This window comes from Streptomyces sp. NPDC005761, from assembly GCF_040630635.1.
Lineage (GTDB): Bacteria > Actinomycetota > Actinomycetes > Streptomycetales > Streptomycetaceae > Streptomyces.
Genome location: NZ_JBEXXX010000006.1, coordinates 243,913 through 262,423, shown reverse-complemented (window position 1 = coordinate 262,423; position 18,511 = coordinate 243,913). Strand labels below are relative to the sequence as shown.

Below are 18,511 nucleotides of genomic sequence, written 5' to 3'. Positions count from 1 at the left end.
GAAGGCCCCCACCGAAGCAGGGGCCTCACGTCTCCGCAGGTCAGGATGCTGTCACGAAACTGAGTTCAAGGTTGGACCCTTGGAACGCGTCTGAACCGCCGGATGGCCGCACACCTGCACTCGCTGCTGCCCGGTGTGAAGGTCAACACCGACGCCGAGCCGGGCCCCGACCGCAACGCCTTCCAGATCGGCTCGGAGCGCTACCGGGTGGAGAAGGGCGTCGCCGAATACGTGCTGCTGGCTCGGCTGACCGCCGGTCAGGAGGCGCGCCCGGTCTTCCTGTTCTGCGGACAGCAGGCGATCTCCAACCAGGCGGCGTCCCGCTATCTGGCCCGCAACCACGAGCGGCTGGCCCGCAAGCACGGGAACAACACCTTCTGCCTGCTGCTGAAGGTGGTCAACTCGCAGGCCTACGGCCCCGATGTGGTGGAGCTGATCGGCGATGTGACCCGCGCGGCCCAGGCCCCCGCACCGGCACCGCGAACCTCGCACCGCGCCTCGGGCTGAGGGTCACGGCGCCGGAGGCGGTCGGACGCCCGCATCGACGGCCGCCTCCCTCCGCATCTCCGCACCGACGGCGGCATCGGGTCGCCTCGAAGGTCGTGGTCGAGAGAGGGCTGCGTCAACGACGTCGCCACCCGTCCGACGCCGGCCCCTCGGTGGCCGAGCCCCACCGGCACCCGCCCCCGCCCCCCCCTCCACGGCCGTGGAGGGCCGGCCGGCGCGAGCCCTGGGGTCAGCCGCGCGGTGCCTGCGCGAGGTATGCGGCCAGGTTCTCCAGCAGCCGGTCGACGTCCTCCTCGCTGCTGTACGGGGCCAGGCCGATCCGCAGCCCGCCCGCGTCGCCGAGCCCCAGGTGGCGCGAGGCCTCCAGGGCGTAGAACGAGCCCGCGGGCGCGTCGACGCCGTGCTCCGCCAGGAACCGCGAGGCATCCGCCGCCGACCGGCCCTCGAAGGTCACCAGCAGCGTCGGGGTGCGCCGGGCCGCGCGCGAGTGCACGACGACCCCGTCGAGAGCGGACAGACCCTTCTCGATCCGGACCCGCAGGGCGTCCTCGTGTGCCTCGATCTCCGCGAAGGCCGCGGCCAGCCTCTCCGGGCGGGTGCCGTCGGCGCCCGGAGCGAGCGAGGCGAGGAAGTCCACCGCGGCCCGGGCCGCGGCCAGGAACTCGTACGGCAGGGTGCCCAGTTCCAGCCGCTCCGGGATCGCGTCGGTCGACGGCAGCAGCTTGTCGGGCCGCAGGGTGTCCAGCAGTGCGGGGCGGCTCGCCAGAACGCCCATGTGCGGGCCGAGGAACTTGTACGGCGAGCACACGAGGAAGTCGGCGCCGAGCGTGTCCAGCCGGACGGACCTGTGGGCCGCCAGATGCACGGCGTCCACATGCAGGAGCGCCCCCGCCCGGTGGACGAGTTCCGCGATCGCGGGCAGGTCGGGAAGGGTGCCGATGAGGTTGGACGCACCGGTGACCGCCACCAGGCGGGTCCGGGCGGACAGGACTTCGGCGAACAGGGCGGGCGGCAACTCCCCGCTGTCCGGCTCGAAGCCGACCCAGCGGACCGTCGCGCCCACGGCCTCCGCCGCCTGGACCCAGGGGCGGATGTTGGCGTCGTGGTCGAGACGGCTGACCACCACCTCGTCTCCCGGCCCCCAGCCCTTGGCCAGGGTCCGTGCCAGGTCGTACGTGAGCTGGGTGGAACTGCGTCCGAACACGATGCCGCGCGGCTCCGCCCCCACCAGGTCCGCGAGTGCAGCCCGCGCCCCGGCCACGATCTCCTCCGCGTTCCGCTCGCCCTCGTTCTGTGTGCCGCGTACGGCGAGCGGGCGGGACAGCGCCTCCACGACCGCGTCGATCACCGGCTGCGGGGTCTGGGTGCCACCGGGCGCGTCGAAACGGGCCGAACCGGCCGTCAGGGCCGGAATCTGCGCGCGGAGCGCGGGGACGTCGAGGGGCATGCGTTCTCCTGGACATGAGCGGAGCCGGACCTGGACGGCCCGGGGGCGGCTCGCGGCAGCGGCTCCCGGAGTCGATCCTGCCTTGTGTGTGTACGGGGCACGCGCCCGGGTCGGCGACGCGGTACGCGAGCGGCCTCGCGGCCCCCGGGTGGCGAGTGCGTCGGCGCTCGCCACCCGGGTGCGCACGAGGGCGCCGGGGCCGCCGCTACCGGACGGTCACCGTGACGGGCCTGTGCACGGACCGGCTCGGGAGCGTGACGGTGAGCACTCCGGTGCCGGCGTCCCAGTGGTACGCGTCCGCGGCGAGCCGCACCCCGCCGGCGGTGACCTCGGTGGGGGCGTGTGTGGTGCCCAGCAGGGACACCGTCCACCGGCGGTTCTTCACCTGCCCGTCGAAGGAGCCCTTGGCCGCGCCGATCGACACGGTCCGGTGCGAGCCCTTCTCCTGGTACGTCACCGTCGTCGTGGCGCTCCGCTTCCTCTGCGTCGTGGCGCCGTCGTCCTCGTACAGACGGTACGAGCCCGGGGCACCGGTGGCGATGGACAGGCTGACGTCGGTCAGGGGGTTGCGGTCGTTGTCGGTGACGTTCTTGGTGCGGGTGGGCATGATGCCGCCGGCCTTGATGAAGACGGGCATCGTGTCGAGGGTGGTGGTGACGGACTGCGTGGTGCCGCCCTGGTAGGTCTTGCCGGTGAAGTAGTCGGTCCACTGCCCCGGCGGGAACCACACCGGGGTGGTGGCGGACTCACCGGGCGTGGTCACCGGGGCGACCAGGACGTCGGAGCCGTAGAAGTACTCGCTGCCGGCCACGGCGTACGCCTCCGGCTCGTCGGGGTACTCCAGGTAGGCCGGGCGCACGATCGGCACTCCGGTGCGGTTCGCTTCCTCCGCGAGGGTGTAGGTGTAAGGAACCAGTCGCTCACGGAGGTTGAGGAAGGCGTCGGCCGACGTGCGAGCCGCCGGGCCGTACTGCCAGGGCAGCCGGTCGCTGTGGTTGCTGTGCAGGCGGTCGATCGGCTGGAAGGTGCCGAACTGGACCCAGCGGGCGTACAGGTCGTCGGGGAGCTTGTGCGTTCCCTCCTCCGAACCGCCTATGCCTGTCGTGTCGTTGTGGCCGCCGATGTCATGGGTGATGGACGCCATTCCGGTCGCGGCGGACTCACCCGGGGTGTATCCGACCTCCAGACGCAGGGTGCCCCAGGTGGAGGCGGTGTCGCCGGTGAAGTGGACGGTGCTGCGCTTGTCCGCCCACGGGCCGGTCGGCAGGGCCTGCTGGCCGCTGTACCCGCCGGCCTGGAGCGATCCGTAGGCCCGGGAGAGGACGAAGCCCCGGCCGATGGCGTCGGCGGACTTGTCGGCGTAACTCTGGTTGATCCAGGCGTCGGGGGTCACACCCTTCAGCGAGGACTGCGAGGAGTCGCAGCACCAGTCCAGCCACCAGAAGTCGTTGCCCTGCTGGTCCATGGTCCGGTGCAGGTCCATGTAGGCCTCGAGCTGGTCCGGGTCACCGAAGTCGAAGACATAGCAGTCGTCTCCGCAACCGCCCTTGACCAGCTTGCCCTTGGCGGTTGACTGCGCCTGGGCGAACTGGGGGTCGGAGGCCCGGATACTCGGGTGCACGTTGAGCGTGTTGTGCAGTCCCTGGGCCTGTGACCAGTCGAAGAAGGCCTTGGGGTCGGGGAACTTGGCAGGGTCGATCTCCCAGCCGCGCCAGGTGTCACCGGCCTTGAAGTCGGTGTCGGTCACCAGGACGTCGAGGGGCACACCCTCCGCTCTGAACGCGGGCAGGATCTTGTCCTGGTAGTCGGCGGCCGTCCGGTCGATGTACTCGGAGTACCAGACCCCGTACGCCCACGTGGGCAGGAGTGCGGGCGGCCCCGTCAGAGTGGCGAGGTCCGTGAGGCCCCGCTTGTAGTCGTGACCGAAGCCGAAGACGTATCCGTCCTGGTAGGGGGCGCCGCCGTGGCCGGGGCGGGGGCGTACCTTCTTCGCCCCGGTGTCGTACAGGGCCGACGGGGAGTCGTCGAGCAGGTACCAGCCGTCCTGGTTGAGCAGGCCCGGCGTGGTGACGGGGGCGGCACCCTCACCGGTCACGCCGTCCAGGCCGCGACGGTACCCGCCGAGCGCGATGTGTGGCTGCGGCTCGGCGGCACCCGGGGAGGCGAGGGAGAGGGTGTCCACGTTGATGTGGCAACTGTCCGGGTCGGGACAGCCGAGGGTGACATCGTTGTCGCCCGCCTTGAGGGTGACGGGGACGGCGGCCGTCCGCCAGTCGTCCCAGTCCTTCGTCGCGGGCAGCTCCAGGGCCGCGGCCGGCCCGGTGCCCGCTGTCGTCACCGTGGCGGTGCGCGTCCGGTGCCCACCGTCGCCGCCCTGCCCGTTGGCGTAGCGCAGCCGGAGTGTGTACGTGCCGTCGGCGGGGGCCCCGACCACGCGGGCCGTCAGGCTCGACCCCTTGTCGAGTTCGGCGACGAAGCCGTTGCCCGCGTATCCCGGGTGGTCCAGGGCGCCGGTGGCCGTGCCGCCGATCCGCGCCGCCTCCGCCTCGCAACTCGTCCCGAAGAGGCAGTTCTTGATGGCGGTGTCGGAGACCGACGGGTACCCCTCGTCATCGGGCCGGAGCAGGGCCACGCTGTCGACGTTCACCGATCCCGAGTCCGAGGCGCTCCGGGTCAGCGCGAGCGTGTGCGGTCCCTTGTCGAGCTTCACCTCCGCCGTGGCCTTCGCCCAGGTGTCCCAGTCCGCCGTGGCGGGCAGGTTCACCTTCTGCGGGGTACCGCCGTCCACCGAGAGGGAGAGGGTTCGCGTCTCCGTCTTGCCGTCGCCGCCGCGGGAGTTGGCGTACTTCAGGGCGAACCGGTAGGTCCCCGCGGTGCTGACATCGATGTCAGTGGACACCGAACTGCCGGTGGCCTCGAAGCCGGCGGCGAAGGCGGCCCCGGTGTGGCCGCGATGGTCGGACGCGGTGCCCACCCCGTCGAGCCGGAGGTCCTCCGCCTCGCACAGCGTGCCGAGCGCGCAGACGAGCCGCTGCCAGGGGGCGGCGGTCACCGGCGCCTTTCCTGCGGTGAGCCGGACGGAGAGGTTCTGTGCGTCGAAGGGCCCCGAGCCCACCCGGTAGCGCAGCGTCATCGCGCTCGTCGAGACGGTCAGCCAGCCGTCCTTCGTCCGTGCGGTGTAGGCGGTGGGAGTGAAGCCTTCGCGCCCGATCGCGTTGAACGTCGGATCGTCGGTGAACTCGCCGTCGCCCGCGTACTCGGTACGGATGAGGGTCGGCGAGAGGATCTCGAATCGGGCGTGCCCGGACGTGACCGTCGGGATCCGGCCGCCGTGGCCGCCTCCGGCGGAGGCGGCACCTGCGCCGGTCAGGGTGGTCGAGGCAGCCACGGCGAGGGCAACGGCCACGCTCGCTCTCCGGCGCGCCCCTCGTGGAATCCTGCTTCTGCTCATCGATGCGGGCATGACACGCAACTCCGTTCTCCTGTACGCCGGCCGGGCGGCGCATCCCTGCCGCCCCGACGTATTTCAACGTTGCAAATCTCCTGCTCGGCAGGAAGGAGACCACGCCTTGTCGCCCGGTGTCCATCACGGTGCGGCAAAAAGGCGCGGGAAGCCCGGTCGGGCCACGAGACCGTGGCCCGACCGGTCCGCGCGGTTCGCCCGGCACCCGTACGCGTCGCCGCACCGGCACACGGATGGTGATGCGGGCCCGGTCAGACGGAGCAGCGGGCCGGCCCGATGACGCCGTCGGTGCCGGTCACCGTCACCGGCTCGCTCCGGTCCGCCGTCCGGGCCTGGGCGGCGGTACAGAAGAGCTGCTGGCGTGCGGGTTCGGAGAGTCCGGTGACCGCTGTGTCCAGCGTGACCCGCACGCCCTGCGCGCTCAGCTCCACGCCTATCTTCACCTGGTCGTTGGGAAGTTCGGAGCGAAGCCCGGCGGCCTGCTCCGCCCCGGTGGGACCGTCGAAGAGCAGATCGAGGGCCTTGACCGCGCCGACGGGCGGGTCGTCCCCGTACGAGCCTCCACCGCTCCCTTCGCCGGGCGGCTGGGCGTACCGTACGACCGGCATCAGCCGGGCCGCCGACGACGAGGAGACGAAGTACAGGACCATGCCCAGCTGTCCGGCCGGTGCGACCTGCACGGTCGCCGGTTCACCGGCCTCGACCACCTCCGTCGCCCGGATGCCGCAGCCCGTGGCCAGCAGTACAAGGGGGAGCAGCGCACCGAGCGCGCGACCGCCCCTCATCGCCCCTCCAGCGGCAGTGTGACGGTGAACACCGCACCACCGGCCGGCCCGTTCGCGGCATGGACCGTGCCGCCGTGCAGCCGGACGTTCTCCCGGGTGATCGCCAGGCCGAGGCCGCTCCCCGCCGACCGGGTGCGGGCCGCGTCGGCCTTGTAGAAGCGGTCGAAGATGTGCGGGAGCACGGCGGCGTCGATACCCGGGCCGCTGTCCTCGACCTCCGTCACCAGCCGCCCCATTCCCTCCCGCTGCACGGTCCGCACCCGTACGGTGACGGGCTCGGCCCCGTGCCGCAGGGCATTGCCGACCAGGTTGGCGACGACCACGTCGAAACGGCGCGGGTCGAGTACCGCCCTGACTCCGTCCGGGAGTTCGGTACGGACCCGGTCGTCCCAGTGACGGGCCTGCAGCGTCTTGCGGATGGTCTCGGACACGTCGACCTCGTCGCTGTGGAGATCGACGGCCCCGGCGTCGAACCGGGAGATCTCCATCAGGTCCTCGACGAGCGTGGCGAGCTTCCCGGTCTCCGTACTGATCAGCCGGACGGCCGCCGCGGTGTCGGGACGCAGCCCGGCGGCGTCCTCGTCGAGCACCTCCGTGACGGCGAGCATGCCGGCGAGCGGGGTACGCAGCTCGTGCGAGACGTCCGAGGCGAAGCGCCGGGCCCGCTCCTCGGCCTGGCGGAGCTCCTCGACGGATTCCTGGAGCTTGGTCGAGGATTCGTTGAACGTCCAGGCCAGCTCGGCGAGTTCGTCGGAGCCGCGGACCGTGATCCGGGTGTGGAGTTCGCCCCGGCCGATACCGGCGGCGGCGCGGCGCAGATCGCGCACCGGGCGCAGGACGCTGCGCGCGGCAAGCAGGGCGGGGACCAGGGCGATGAGCAGCGCGGGCAGGGCGCCGTCGCGGGCCGCGGTGACCATGGCGGCGACGTTCGCCTCCTCGGTGGCGAGCGGCATCACGGCGTAGAGGACGAGGCCGGTGGGCTGGCGGCCGTCGCCGCGGTTGAAGAGGGTCGGCATGCCGACGGTCAGCCAGGGCTTGCCGTCCTTCACCACGCGCTGGAACGAACCGTGGCTGTTCTCCTGGGCGGCCGTTCGCAGCGCGGTCGTGATCACGGTGGAGGTCGGCCGGTCCGACGAGGAGACCCGCAGTTTCCCGTACTCGGCGAAGACGGTCCAGGTACGCGACTTGCCGTCGCGCGCCAGGGCGAGGCACATGTCCCGCAGCACGCCCTGGTCCGGCGGGAGGTCCACGCCGCGCGCGCTGACCCGGTCCCGGAACTGGGCGACGGCGGTGTCCTGCGCCTGCTGCAGAATCGCCGATCGTGCCTCGCGGTAGGTCAGGGTCGCCGTGGTGGCGGCGCTGACCGCGGCGACGAAGAGGAACGCGGCTATGAGCCGGGTGCGCAGGCCGAACCGGGCGGCGAACAGCTTCATCCGAGCGGCCCGAAACGGTAACCGAAGCCGCGGACGGTCTGGATGTAGCGGGGGGTTCCCGCCACGTCCTCGATCTTCTGCCGCAGCCTGCGCACACAGGCGTCGACCAGCCGGGCATCGCCGTGGTAGCTGTGCTCCCACACGTATTCGAGGAGTTGCTGGCGGCTGAAGACCTGTTCCGGCGCGGCCGACAGGTGGAGCAGGAGCTTCAGTTCGGAGGGGGCGAGGAGCAGGCGCTCCCCTGCCTTGGCCACGGTGAGGCCGACACGGTCGACCGTCAGCGCGCCATGGGTCTCGACGCCGCTGCGCCCCACGGGTTCGGCGAGCCGCCGCAGCACCGCGCGGATCCTGGCCTCTATGACCTCGGTGCGGGCGGGCTTGACGATGTAGTCGTCGGCGCCGGCCTCCAGTCCCACGACCACGTCGAAGTCGTCACCGCGTGCGGTGAGCATGATGATCGGCAGCTGGCTGGTCTCGCGGATGCGGCGGCAGACCTGGACGCCGTTCATCCCGGGCAGCATGAGGTCGAGCAGGACGAGTTCGGGCCGGAACTCGTCCAGCGCGGCCAGTCCCGCCTCGCCCGTGCCGACGGTCCGCATGTCGTGCCCGCGCCGGCGCAGCCCCAGCTCGACCCCTTCCCGTACGGAGGGGTCGTCTTCGATCAGCAGCACGCGAGGCATGGCGTCAGTATCCCAGTGATCAAGGAGTGGATTCGGAAGGGTGAGCGGGCCGGCTGTTCAGGTGCGCCGCAGCCGGCCGCGTACGGCGCTCAACGCGGTGTCGACCTCGGTCAGCCGTAGCGGGCGGGCCAGCAGTGCCACCACCAGGAAGAGGACCAGCGCCCCGGTCCCTGCCGCGGCGAAGTCCCCGATCCCCGCCCCGTCCGTGTCGACGGCGCGGGCCGCCGCGTACGCCAGCAGCCCTGCGGGCATGCACGCGACCACCAGCCGGGCGTGCGCCCACACCCCCGGCGAGCGCAGCAGCGAAGCCCTCGGCGCACCGGATACGGAGACCCTGCGGTGCAGTACGTACGCGGTGACGGTGAACCCCGCGAAGAGGGCCACGGAGTACGCCCCCGCCATCCCCGTCACCGCCCAGCGCGCGGGCAGCACCAGATAGGCGCAGACCGACAGCCCGGCGTTGAGCGCGGCGATGACCAGGTTGAGGAGGAAGGGGGTGCGGGTGTCGCCCATCGCGTAGAAGCCGCGGGACAGCACGTACTGGCCGGAGAACGCGATGAGTCCCGGCGCGAAGGCGGCCATCATGCCCGCCATCACGGTGATGTCGGACGGACCGGTCCGTCCGTACCCGAAGACGGACCCCATCACCCACGGGGCGAGTGCGAGCAGGGCGGCAGCGGCCGGGACCACGACGGCGGCGGAGGTCCGCAGCGCGTACGAGATGTCCCGCCGCACCCCGGCCAGATCGCCGTCGGCGGCGGACCGGCTCATCCGTGGCATCAGCGCGGTGACGAGGCTGACGGTCACGATGCCCTGCGGCACCACCCACAGCTGATAGGCGTAGCTGTACGCGGTGTAGCCCGCGCCTCCCGCCAGGTCCTGGGCCGCCGCGTGCTGGCCGGTGGCGGTGGAGAGCCGCGTCACCACCCAGTACGCGGCCTGGTTCGTGAGCACGAGCATGACGAGCCAGCCGGCCGCCCGCAGCGGCCGGGTGAGTCCGCTGCCGCGCCAGTCGAACCGTGGCCGCCAGCGGAATTTCGCGGCGCGCAGGGCGGGCACCAGCGCGAGCGTCTGCACGGCGATCCCGGCGGTGGTCCCCCAGCCGAGCCACTGCGCCTGGGCCGAGGTCAGTTCGCCGTCCGAGTCCGCCGCAGTCCAGAGGTAGAGCCCGAACACGGCGATGATCACGAGGTTGTTGAGGACGGGGGTCCACATCATGGCCCCGAACCGGTCGCGGGCGTTGAGTACTTGTCCGAGCAGGGTGAACAGCCCGTAGAAGAGGATCTGGGGCAGGCAGTAGCGCGCCAGGGCGATGGTGAGTTCGGCCTGGTCGCCGTCGTAGGTGGGGGCGTACACCGAGATGATCAGCGGGGCGCCGACGACGGCGAGCGCGGTGAGGGCCAGCAGCCCGGCCGTGCAGAGTGTGAGCAGGCGATCGGTGTACGCGGCCCCGCCGTCGGCGTGCTCCCGGGCGGCACGGACGAGTTCGGGGACGAAGACGGCGTTGAGGGCCCCGCCGATCAGGAGCATGTAGAGGATGTTGGGGACGGTGTTGGCGACCGTGTAACCGTCGGCCCGGAGTCCGGTTCCGAGCGCGGCGACGACGACCGCCGAGCGTATGAACCCCGTCGCCCGTGAGACGACGGACCCGGCGGCCATCAGGGCGCCGCTGCGCAGCACCGAGCCGGATCCCTGTCGCTCGCGCTGTTCGGGGGCGACCGCGCCGGTGGTCGCGTCGGCGGCCGTCACCGGCGTGCCATGTAGGCCTGGAAGGCCCGGTACAGCGTGTTGTTCGCGGCGCCGCCCACTGATGTCTCCCACTCTCCGAGGGTCTCCACGACCTGCCCGCCGGTGCCGAACTTCCAGCGCAGCAGCCCGAAGGGGCGGTCGTCGGGATCGAGGGTGGAGGATACCCCGCGCATGTCGTACACCTCCGCGCCCTGGGCCTGGGCGTCGAGGAGCATCTGCCACTGCAGGGCGTTGCTGGGGCGGACCTCGCGGCGGTGGTCGGCGGATGCGCCCGTCTGGTACCAGACCCGGCGGCCGGTGCTGATCATCGTGTGGGCGGCGAGTATCTCGCCCTCGTGCACGGCGAGGCAGACCTTCATCCTGCCCGGCTGCTCGGCGTTGAGCACGGCGTACTGGCGCTGGTAGTAGGCCAGGGAGCGGCCGAGCCGGAAGCCGTCGCGTTCCTCGGTGATCCGCAGCAGGCGGTGGAACTCCGGGAGTTCGGCCGCGCTCCCGGTGACGATGCGCACCCCCGCCCTGCCGGCCCGGCGGACGTTGCGGCGCCACTCCTGGTTGAGTCCCGCCCACAGGTCGTCGGGGGTCCTGCCGGTCAGCGGCACCCGGAAGACGTACCGGGGCTGGGCGTCGGCGTCGTCGCCGTCCCCGCCGCAGCGCCGCCAGCCACGGGCCCGCAGCCGGTCGGCCACGGCCGCGCCGAGCGGGTCGACCTCCTGCGCCAGTACGTCTGCGACGGTGCGGCCGGGCCCGGTGGCGGCCTTGAGGCGGGCGGTGTCCCAGCGGCGGTAGGCCGGGGACGGTCCGATGCGTACGGCGAACGCGCCGGCGGCGCGCAGGTGGGTCATGAGCGGCCGGAGCCAGCGGTCGACTCCGGGGTCGGCCCAGTCGGCCACCGGCCCTTCCGGCAGGTAGGCGAAGTACTTTCGAGTTCCGGGGAATTGCCGGTAGAGAATCAGCGCGCTCCCGGCCAATTCACCGTGGTCGTCGAGCCAGCCGACCATTTCCGACGACCATTGGTCTTTCACACCGGCCCAGGACGGGTACTGGAGAAAGCTCGCGTCCGCGTGAGTGGCCAGGTGCGCCCGGTGCTCGGCGGCAGTCAGGCCGCATATCCGCAGTTCCTGATCACGGCTGCGGTCTCCGGTCGCGAGCAGCGCTGACATGTCCGTGGCCCTCCCTCGTGGGCCCCGCGGCGGTTCTGCGGGGCTGCACAGGATGCTCACAGCGGATCATGACCGGGCTGCGCGCCGGATGTGACCGGACGGTGACCGTTGCGCTGCGCTTCTTGTCACACACCGCATTCCCGCATTTCCGCGGATTTACGGAACCTAGGCTCCGATGAATGCCTCTCCTTCGACGACAGAGCTTGGCCCAGGAGGTTTTTCCATTGCTGCCCGCCCCTCTCATATCCGCCGCTCGGCGCACCGTCCGTTCCACCGGCCCCGCACGTCCTGCCCGGCTCGCCCTGATCGCCGGCACCGCGGTGCTCGGCGTCACGCTCACGGCCTGCTCCGGTGGCGCCGCGGCCTCGGGTCACGGCGGCAAGAAGCAGGGCGCCGGTGCCTCCACGACCGCGGAGACCCGTATCTCGGTGAACCTGCGTGGCACCGCGGCCGCCGCGGGCACACCGGTGACGGTGAGGGTCGCCACCGGGAAGCTGCGCACCGTCACGGTCTCGGCCGACGGCGGCGACGCCCTCAGCGGCAGCTTGTCCAGCGACGGCAGGACCTGGACGTCGGACCGGCCGGCCGCTCCCGGCACCACGTACCGCGTCGAGGCGAAGGGCGCGGGCGGTGGCAGTGACACGGCCGGCTTCACCACGGCGGCGGCGGACAAGGTGAACAAGCTGACGCTCGCCCCCGGCAAGAACACCACGGTCGGCATCGCCCAGCCGCTGTCCATCGTGTTCGACAACCCGGTGAAGAACAGGGCGGCGGTCGAGAAGGCGCTCAAGGTCTCCACCTCGAACGACACCGAGGGCTCCTGGGGCTGGCTGCGGGACTACTCGGGCCGCGACCGCGTGGACTGGCGCCCCAAGGAGTACTGGAAGTCCGGCACTCGCATCACCCTCGACGCCGATCTCGACGGCGTCGACTCGGGGCCCGCGGGCGGCTGGTTCGTACGCGACTACGCGACGACGTTCACCGTCGGCAGCAGTCAGGTGGTCAAGGTGGACCTGGACCGTCACCGCCTGGCACTGAAGCGGGACGGCAGGACGGTCATGGACGTGCCCATGTCCGCCGGTACACCGGGTGGCGACAAGGCATCCTGGCGGGGCACGGCCGTGCTGATGTCGAAGGAGGGCACGATCAACATGCGCTCCGAGACGGTGGGCCTCGGGGACGCGTACGACAAGATGGTCGACTTCTCGATGAGGCTGACCTGGTCGGGCATGTACGCCCATGCCGCGCCGTGGAACGCCGCGTACTTCGGGGTGGCCAACCACAGTTCGGGCTGTGTCGGGATGAGTGACGCCGACGCCGCGTCCCTCTACCGGCAGGCCCGCGTCGGCGACCCCTTCGAGATCACCGGCGCGGACGCCAAGGGCACGGTCGCGGAGGGCAACGGCTACGGGGCGTGGAACGTCTCCTGGGCCGACTGGCAGACCAGGAGCGCTCTCGGCTGACGGCACGCCCGGCACGCAGCTGACCTTCTCCCCACCCGGCACGGGCCCTCGCAGGCATCCGTGCCGTGGGCGGAGGGTGATCACCGGCTGCTGCCGGACGGGCACCGCTCCCCGGGTCCGCCTCTCGGCGGATCCGGGCTACTGCGTTCCCGGCATCAGCGTGCCCGGCTGGGCCGGGCCAACGCCCGTCGCTTCCGTCTTCGGGTTGCGCCGCTGACGCCTCGCCACCCAGGTGGCGAACCAGGAGAGCAGCATGCACATCCCGATGTAGATCGGCGAGATCACCATCACCACAGGGATGAAGGGCAGATCGTAGTCGAGGTTGGAGGCGATGAGCTTCCCCGCGTGCAGGAATTCCTCGTACGTGATCAGGTAGCCCAGCGAGGTGTCCTTCAGCGCCACGACCAACTGGCTGATGATGGTGGGCATCATCGCGCGCACCGCCTGCGGGGCCAGGACGAAGGTGGTCACCTGCGTCTTGCGCATGCCCAGGGCGAACGACGCCTCACCCTGGCCGCGCTCGACCGAGTTGATGCCGGTACGGAACACCTCGGCGAGCACCGAGCCGTTGTAGAGCGTCAGTCCGGCCACCAGGGCGGGCAGGGGCTGTACCTTCAGCGCGACGAAGATGAAGAAGATCATCACCAGCACGGGCATGGCGCGGAAGAACTCGACGAGGATCGTCGCCACCCAGCGCACCGGCCGGTGGTCGGAGAGTCTCCCCACCGCGAGGACGGCACCGAGCGCCAGTGAGAGCACGGCGGCGTACGCGAACGCCTTGAGGGTGTTGCCGAGCCCGCGCAGCAGCAGTTCCTGGATGCCCTTGTACTCGAAGGGTGTCCACTTGGCGCTGGTGAACTGGTCGGTGTCGAACAGCAGATAGACGACCCAGCCGACCAGGGCGAGGATCAGGACCGTCGAGATGATCCCGTACACGAGGTGCCGCTTGCGGGTCTGCGGCCCCGGGATGTCGTAGAGCACGGTCGCGCTGGGGACGGAGTGGGCGGTCATCGGGCGACTCCCCAGCGCTTTTCCAGCACGTTGAAGATCGCGCTGATGGTCAGAGTGATGATCAGGTATCCGACGGCGATCCAGACGAAGGTCCAGATGATGTTGTAGCCCAGTTCGTTGAGGGTCTTGTAGGTGCCGAGCAGTTCGGTGACGCTGAACGCCCCGGCGATCGCCGAGTTCTTGGCGAGTGCGATGAGCGTCGAGCCGACCGGCGGGATCACCGAGCGGAACGCCTGCGGAAGCACCACGTTGCCGAGCGTCTGGCCGAAGGTCATGCCCAGGCTCCGCGCCGCCTCGCCCTGCCCGGTGGGCACGGTGTTGATGCCGGAGCGGAGCACCTCGCAGATGAACGCGGAGGTGTAGCAGCCGAGGGCGAGGATGGCGAAGACGTTGAACGGCAGTACCAGGCCGAAGCGCGGCAGGCCGAGCAGCACGGCGAAGAAGAGCAGGGTCAGCGGGGTGTTGCGCAGCACGGTCACCCAGACCGTGCCGATCACCCGGAGCGAGCCGACGGGCGCCACCCGGAAGGACGCCATGACGAAACCGAGGACCATCGCCAGGATCGAGGCGTAGAAGGTCAGCTCGACGGTCCCGAGGAACCCCTTGCCGTAGAGCGAGAAGTTGTCGGTGAGTACGTCCATGTGTCGTGGCCGTCCTCTCAGGTCGCCGGGTAGTTGTCGATGGGCGGCGGTTTGGGCGCGGGCACCCCGGAGAGCCCGAGCGTCGCCTCGAAGGCCTTCTTCCAGTTGCCGTTCTTCTCGTTGGCCTCCAGCGCGTCGTTGAGCGCGAACCGCAGCGCGTTGTCGCTGCGCGGGACCCCGATGCCGTACGGCTCCTCGGAGAACGGCTTGCCGACGACTTTCATCGCGTCGGGCGCCTTCGCCGCGAAGCCCAGCAGGATCGCGTCGTCGGTGGTGACGACGTCGACCTGGTACGTCAGCAGGTTGTCGACGCAGATCGAGTACGTGTCGTAGGCGACCAGGTCCGCCTCCGGGTAGTCGGCGGCGATCCGCTGGTACGGGGTCGAACCCGCGGCCGAACAGACCGTCTTGCCGGCCAGGTCCTGCGGCCCGTGGATGTCGTTCTCGTCCGTACGGACCAGCAGCCCCTGGCCCGCCATGAAGTAGGGGCCGGCGAATCCGACGAGCTTCTTGCGCATGTCGTTGATGGTGTAGGTGCCGACGTAGTAGTCGATCTGCCCGTTCTGCAGGGCGGTCTCGCGGTTGGCCGAGGCGATGGTCTTGAACCTGATCGTCTTCGGCTCGAAGCCCAGCGAAGCCGCCATCATCCGGGCGATCTCGATGTCGAAACCGGAGTAGATGCCCGTGGCCGGGTCCTTCTCGCCGAGGTAGGGCTGGTCCTCCTTGGCTCCCACCCGCAGGTATCCACGCTTCTTCGCCTTGGTCCAGGTCTTGGAGTCCGGCAGCTGGAAACCGGTGTCGACCTTGTAGACCGGCAGCGCCTCTGCCTGCGGCCCCTTCACCGGCGGGCTGCCGTCCTTGCCGCAGCCCGCGGCGAGGACGGCCAGCAGCAGACCGGCACAGGCGGCCAGCAGTTTTCTCGTACGCAACACAGGGCCCCCCGTCAGTGCTTGAGGATCTTGGACAGGAAGTCCTTGGCGCGGTCGCTCTCCGGGGCGGTGAAGAAGTCCTCCGGGGTGCGGTCCTCGATGATGCGGCCGTCGGCCATGAAGACGACGCGGTTGGCCGCGGAGCGGGCGAACCCCATCTCGTGGGTGACGACGACCATGGTCATGCCCTCGCGGGCGAGCTGCTGCATCACCTCCAGCACCTCGTTGATCATCTCCGGGTCGAGGGCCGACGTGGGCTCGTCGAAGAGGAGGGCCTTGGGATCCATGGCGAGGGCGCGGGCGATGGCCACGCGCTGCTGCTGACCGCCGGACAGCTGGGCGGGATACTTGTCGGCCTGGCCGACGAGCCCCACGCGCTCCAGGAGTTCCCGGGACCGCCGGTCGGCCTCGTCCTTCTTCCGTTTGCGGACCTTGAGCTGCGCCAGCGAGACGTTGGCCAGCACGGTCTTGTGCGCGAACAGGTTGAACGACTGGAAGACCATGCCGACTTCGGCCCTCAGCTGCGCAAGCCCCCTCCCCTCCTCGGGGAGGGGTCTGCCTTCGATGGAGATGTGGCCCGACTCGATCGTCTCAAGGCGGTTGATGGTCCGGCAGAGCGTCGACTTCCCGGAGCCGGAGGGGCCGATGACCACCACCACCTCCCCGCGGCCGACGGTGAGATTGATGTCCTGCAGTACGTGCAACTTTCCGTAGAACTTATTGACGTCACGCAGCTCGATCAACGGATCGACGGCCATACGCTGCCCTACCCAATTATCGCTTTGTCGAGGTCAGCGCAAACTATCCACTCCGGAAAGGGACTTCACACCCGACACGCGTAAATGGGTCATAAGGCGTTTTATCTCGTCGCACGCCCTGCGCGGCCCGGAATCACCCTTCGGCCGACTCCGAGTAGACCTGCGACAGCTCGGGGCTGCCCGTCATCGCCCAGTCCAGTCCGGCCGCGACCACGTCGATCTCACGTCCCGATGCGAGGCGCACCACGGGCTGGCCGCTCGGCCAGATGTGCCAGAGCGCGCCCTCGACGTTGCGCACCAGGACCGTGCCCAGATAGAGCCCCGCGTCGTTGCCCAGCCAGGGCAGCTCCTCCGGATCGTCACGCCAGCGCGGCGACAGCTGGTCCAGTGCCGCCAACGAGGCCGGGCTGTCGTCGAGTTCGAGACCCCGCTCCCCCACCCGGACGCGGAGCAGTTCACATTCGGCGAGCAGTTCTGCCACGCCTTCCGGATCGGCCTCGACGGCGGCTGCGAGCCCCGCCCCCCGCGTTCCGTCGTGACGCTTACGCCAGTTGTCCAAGAAAGGGATGTTCATACCACTCAGGGTCCCATCCCGGCCCGGATCTGCACCACAGGGCGCGCGGCCTGTCGTTCGAGTGCTGAACACCGCGCGTACGCCCCGCGTTCACCCGGACACGCTCCCGGACAGGACCGGAGAGGCAGGTGGCGGAGGGGAAAGAGGTGGAGTCCCCCGGTCACGGCTGGTAGGTTCCCCCTTCATGAGCAGCCCCGAGTCCGACAGACGCTAAGGCCTGTCCCACACTTCCTGGCGGGCGTACGACGACAGCTACGGCACCTCTCCCCCGTAGTCTGAACGGCACGGGGGGACCCCCTCCGTTGTCGGAACGCCCGAATGCGTCCCGTATGCGGGCGCCTCTCCGCCTTGCGATGCACCGCATCCGACGCCGCGCGCTGATCCACCAGGAAGTGCGGGACAACCCTTAGCCACCGGTCCCAGGTGGCTTCCCGCGTCCGCGCCTGACCCGTCGCTCCTCGTCACGGCGCCCGCGCTGCCGCCCCCGGACCCATGCGATGCGGGTCGCGCCCGGACCGCGTTCGGGCGGAGCTCCTCCCCTCACGGCACCGCTGCCGCTGTGCCGTTCTGCCGCGTTGCCGCCCGTCACCACGGGCGGGAGCGGCCCGCATCCCCGACCGGTTCCGTCCATCAGCCGTCCATGGGGTTCCTCATGCCGTTTTCCGTCTACGCTCTCGGCCTCGCCGTCTTCGCCCAGGGCACTTCCGAGTTCATGCTGTCCGGTCTGCTGTCGGGCATTTCCGAGGACCTGCACGTGTCCGTTCCCGCCGCGGGTCTGCTGACCTCGGCGTTCGCCGTGGGCATGGTCCTCGGGGCGCCCGCGATGGCGCTCCTGGGCCGCAACTGGCCTCGTCGACGCGCCCTGTTGTCCTTCCTCGGCGTGTTCGCCGCCGTGCACGTCATCGGCGCGGTCACCTCCAGTTACGGGGTGCTGCTGGCTACCCGGGTCCTCGCGGCGGTGGCCAACGCCGGGTTCTGGGCCGTCGCCCTGGTCACCGCTGTGGCCCTCGCCGGACCCGCGGCACGGGCGCGGGCCACGTCCGTGGTCGTCGGCGGTGTCACCGTGGCCTGTGTGGCGGGAGTGCCTGCCGGGGCGTGGCTGGGCGGTGAGTGGGGGTGGCGAGCGGCGTTCTGGGCCGTGGCCCTCGTCGCGCTGCCGGCGATCGCCGTGATCGCGGCGACGATTCCGGCAGGCCGCCCCGCGGCCTCCCTGCCGGGTGCGTACGCCGAACTGCGGACCCTCACCGAGCCCCGGCTGCTGCTGACCCTGCTGACGAGCGCGCTCGTGCAGGGAGCAACCTTCTGCGCCTTCTCCTACCTCGAACCCGTCGCCCGCCACGTCACCGGGTTCGGTTCGGCGTGGGTACCCGCCCTGCTCGCGCTGTTCGGTGTGGGCTCGTTCATCGGTGTCGCCGTCTGCGGCCGGATCATCGACTCCCGCCCGCTCGCACCGGCCGCGGCCGGCCTGGGGGCCCTCGCCGTCGGCTGGACCCTGTTCGCGGCAGGCGCCGGCAGCCCCGCGGCGGTGGTCGCACTTGTCGTGGTCCAAGGCATGCTCGCGTTCGGCACCGGGACCGCGCTGATCTCGCACGTCTTCCGACTGGCGGGCGGTGCGCCGACCTTGGCCGGTTCGTTCTCCACCGCCGCGTTCAACGTGGGAGCGGCGCTCGGGCCGTGGCTCGGCGGGCTGGCGATCGACGCGGGCTTCGGCTTCCGGTCGCCGCTGTGGGTGAGCGCACTGCTCATGGTCCTGGCGCTCGGTACGGCGGCGGCCGCCCTGGGCCGGCGTCCGGCATCAGCACCGGACTCCTCCGTACGCGCTTACGAACGGGGGCGGTCGGACGGCTGAGGACCAGGCCGCGGTGGTCGGCCACCGGCACCCCGGCTGCCCGTACCGCATGAAGCTCCGGC

At 70.8% G+C, this 18,511-nt stretch carries 14 protein-coding genes and 1 pseudogene; 3 read left to right on the top strand and 12 right to left on the bottom strand.

The features are described from left to right. A pseudogene (locus ABZ434_RS08990) lies at positions 1-507 on the top strand (hypothetical protein); the annotation flags it as partial. A gap of 229 nt (positions 508-736) precedes the next feature. Here ABZ434_RS08990 and ABZ434_RS08985 read toward each other — a convergent pair. The 7 genes from ABZ434_RS08985 to ABZ434_RS08955 all read right to left on the bottom strand — a co-directional run bounded on the left by ABZ434_RS08985 (position 737) and on the right by ABZ434_RS08955 (position 11,224). Beyond that, a complete protein-coding gene (locus ABZ434_RS08985; protein ID WP_359133255.1) occupies positions 737-1,954 on the bottom strand; it encodes a cysteine desulfurase-like protein in 1,218 nt (405 codons plus the stop codon). Between the two features lie 205 nt (positions 1,955-2,159). Next, the gene (locus tag ABZ434_RS08980; protein WP_359133253.1) at positions 2,160-5,405 is read right to left on the bottom strand and encodes a TIM-barrel domain-containing protein; all 3,246 of its coding nucleotides are present in this window, start codon (positions 5,403-5,405) and stop codon (positions 2,160-2,162) included. 263 nt (positions 5,406-5,668) lie between these two features. Further along, complete coding sequence (locus ABZ434_RS08975; RefSeq protein WP_359133251.1) at positions 5,669-6,202, bottom strand: hypothetical protein; 534 nt, start codon at positions 6,200-6,202, stop codon at positions 5,669-5,671. After that, positions 6,199-7,635: a HAMP domain-containing sensor histidine kinase gene (locus tag ABZ434_RS08970; RefSeq protein ID WP_359133249.1), complete on the bottom strand. Its 1,437-nt coding sequence runs from the start codon at positions 7,633-7,635 to the stop codon at positions 6,199-6,201. Before ABZ434_RS08970 ends, ABZ434_RS08975 begins: the two co-directional genes overlap by 4 nt. Next, positions 7,632-8,315 carry a response regulator transcription factor gene (locus ABZ434_RS08965; RefSeq protein ID WP_359133247.1) on the bottom strand — a complete coding sequence of 228 codons (684 nt, stop codon included), beginning with the start codon at positions 8,313-8,315 and terminating at the stop codon, positions 7,632-7,634. Before ABZ434_RS08965 ends, ABZ434_RS08970 begins: the two co-directional genes overlap by 4 nt. A gap of 57 nt (positions 8,316-8,372) precedes the next feature. Next, complete coding sequence (gene murJ / locus ABZ434_RS08960) at positions 8,373-10,064, bottom strand: murein biosynthesis integral membrane protein MurJ (protein WP_359133245.1); 1,692 nt, start codon at positions 10,062-10,064, stop codon at positions 8,373-8,375. Further along, positions 10,061-11,224 carry a peptidoglycan bridge formation glycyltransferase FemA/FemB family protein gene (locus tag ABZ434_RS08955; protein WP_359133243.1) on the bottom strand — a complete coding sequence of 388 codons (1,164 nt, stop codon included), beginning with the start codon at positions 11,222-11,224 and terminating at the stop codon, positions 10,061-10,063. The genes murJ and ABZ434_RS08955 overlap by 4 nt, the downstream gene beginning before the upstream one ends. A gap of 242 nt (positions 11,225-11,466) precedes the next feature. Between ABZ434_RS08955 and ABZ434_RS08950 the strand changes: the two genes are divergently transcribed. Next, complete coding sequence (locus ABZ434_RS08950; protein ID WP_359133285.1) at positions 11,467-12,687, top strand: Ig-like domain-containing protein; 1,221 nt, start codon at positions 11,467-11,469, stop codon at positions 12,685-12,687. Between the two features lie 138 nt (positions 12,688-12,825). On the opposite strand, the gene ABZ434_RS08945 is transcribed toward ABZ434_RS08950, so the two are convergent. From ABZ434_RS08945 to ABZ434_RS08925, 5 genes are all read right to left on the bottom strand, one after another. Next, positions 12,826-13,698, bottom strand: a complete 873-nt coding sequence (locus ABZ434_RS08945; RefSeq protein WP_359133241.1) for an amino acid ABC transporter permease — start codon at positions 13,696-13,698, stop codon at positions 12,826-12,828. Beyond that, complete coding sequence (locus ABZ434_RS08940) at positions 13,695-14,339, bottom strand: amino acid ABC transporter permease (protein ID WP_306106034.1); 645 nt, start codon at positions 14,337-14,339, stop codon at positions 13,695-13,697. Before ABZ434_RS08940 ends, ABZ434_RS08945 begins: the two co-directional genes overlap by 4 nt. A 17-nt stretch (positions 14,340-14,356) precedes the next feature. Next, positions 14,357-15,268 carry a glutamate ABC transporter substrate-binding protein gene (locus ABZ434_RS08935; protein WP_359133283.1) on the bottom strand — a complete coding sequence of 304 codons (912 nt, stop codon included), beginning with the start codon at positions 15,266-15,268 and terminating at the stop codon, positions 14,357-14,359. Between the two features lie 14 nt (positions 15,269-15,282). Beyond that, on the bottom strand, positions 15,283-16,026 hold the full coding sequence (locus ABZ434_RS08930; protein ID WP_359133239.1) for an amino acid ABC transporter ATP-binding protein: 744 nt from the start codon (positions 16,024-16,026) through the stop codon (positions 15,283-15,285). 133 nt (positions 16,027-16,159) lie between these two features. Next, positions 16,160-16,600: a DUF6278 family protein gene (locus ABZ434_RS08925; protein WP_359133237.1), complete on the bottom strand. Its 441-nt coding sequence runs from the start codon at positions 16,598-16,600 to the stop codon at positions 16,160-16,162. A 652-nt stretch (positions 16,601-17,252) separates the two neighbouring features. On the opposite strand from ABZ434_RS08925, the gene ABZ434_RS08920 reads away from it, so the two are divergent. Further along, the gene (locus ABZ434_RS08920; protein WP_359133235.1) at positions 17,253-18,449 is read left to right on the top strand and encodes a Cmx/CmrA family chloramphenicol efflux MFS transporter; all 1,197 of its coding nucleotides are present in this window, start codon (positions 17,253-17,255) and stop codon (positions 18,447-18,449) included. Positions 18,450-18,511 lie beyond the last annotated feature (62 nt).

Coding starts and splice junctions, on each gene's coding strand:
- ABZ434_RS08985 (WP_359133255.1), bottom strand. CDS start 1,954: ATGCCCCTCGACGTCCCCGCGCTCCGCGCGCAGATTCCGGCCCTGACG.
- ABZ434_RS08980 (WP_359133253.1), bottom strand. CDS start 5,405: ATGAGCAGAAGCAGGATTCCACGAGGGGCGCGCCGGAGAGCGAGCGTG.
- ABZ434_RS08975 (WP_359133251.1), bottom strand. CDS start 6,202: ATGAGGGGCGGTCGCGCGCTCGGTGCGCTGCTCCCCCTTGTACTGCTG.
- ABZ434_RS08970 (WP_359133249.1), bottom strand. CDS start 7,635: ATGAAGCTGTTCGCCGCCCGGTTCGGCCTGCGCACCCGGCTCATAGCC.
- ABZ434_RS08965 (WP_359133247.1), bottom strand. CDS start 8,315: ATGCCTCGCGTGCTGCTGATCGAAGACGACCCCTCCGTACGGGAAGGG.
- ABZ434_RS08955 (WP_359133243.1), bottom strand. CDS start 11,224: ATGTCAGCGCTGCTCGCGACCGGAGACCGCAGCCGTGATCAGGAACTG.
- ABZ434_RS08945 (WP_359133241.1), bottom strand. CDS start 13,698: ATGACCGCCCACTCCGTCCCCAGCGCGACCGTGCTCTACGACATCCCG.
- ABZ434_RS08940 (WP_306106034.1), bottom strand. CDS start 14,339: ATGGACGTACTCACCGACAACTTCTCGCTCTACGGCAAGGGGTTCCTC.
- ABZ434_RS08930 (WP_359133239.1), bottom strand. CDS start 16,026: ATGGCCGTCGATCCGTTGATCGAGCTGCGTGACGTCAATAAGTTCTAC.
- ABZ434_RS08925 (WP_359133237.1), bottom strand. CDS start 16,600: ATGAACATCCCTTTCTTGGACAACTGGCGTAAGCGTCACGACGGAACG.
- ABZ434_RS08920 (WP_359133235.1), top strand. CDS start 17,253: ATGCCGTTTTCCGTCTACGCTCTCGGCCTCGCCGTCTTCGCCCAGGGC.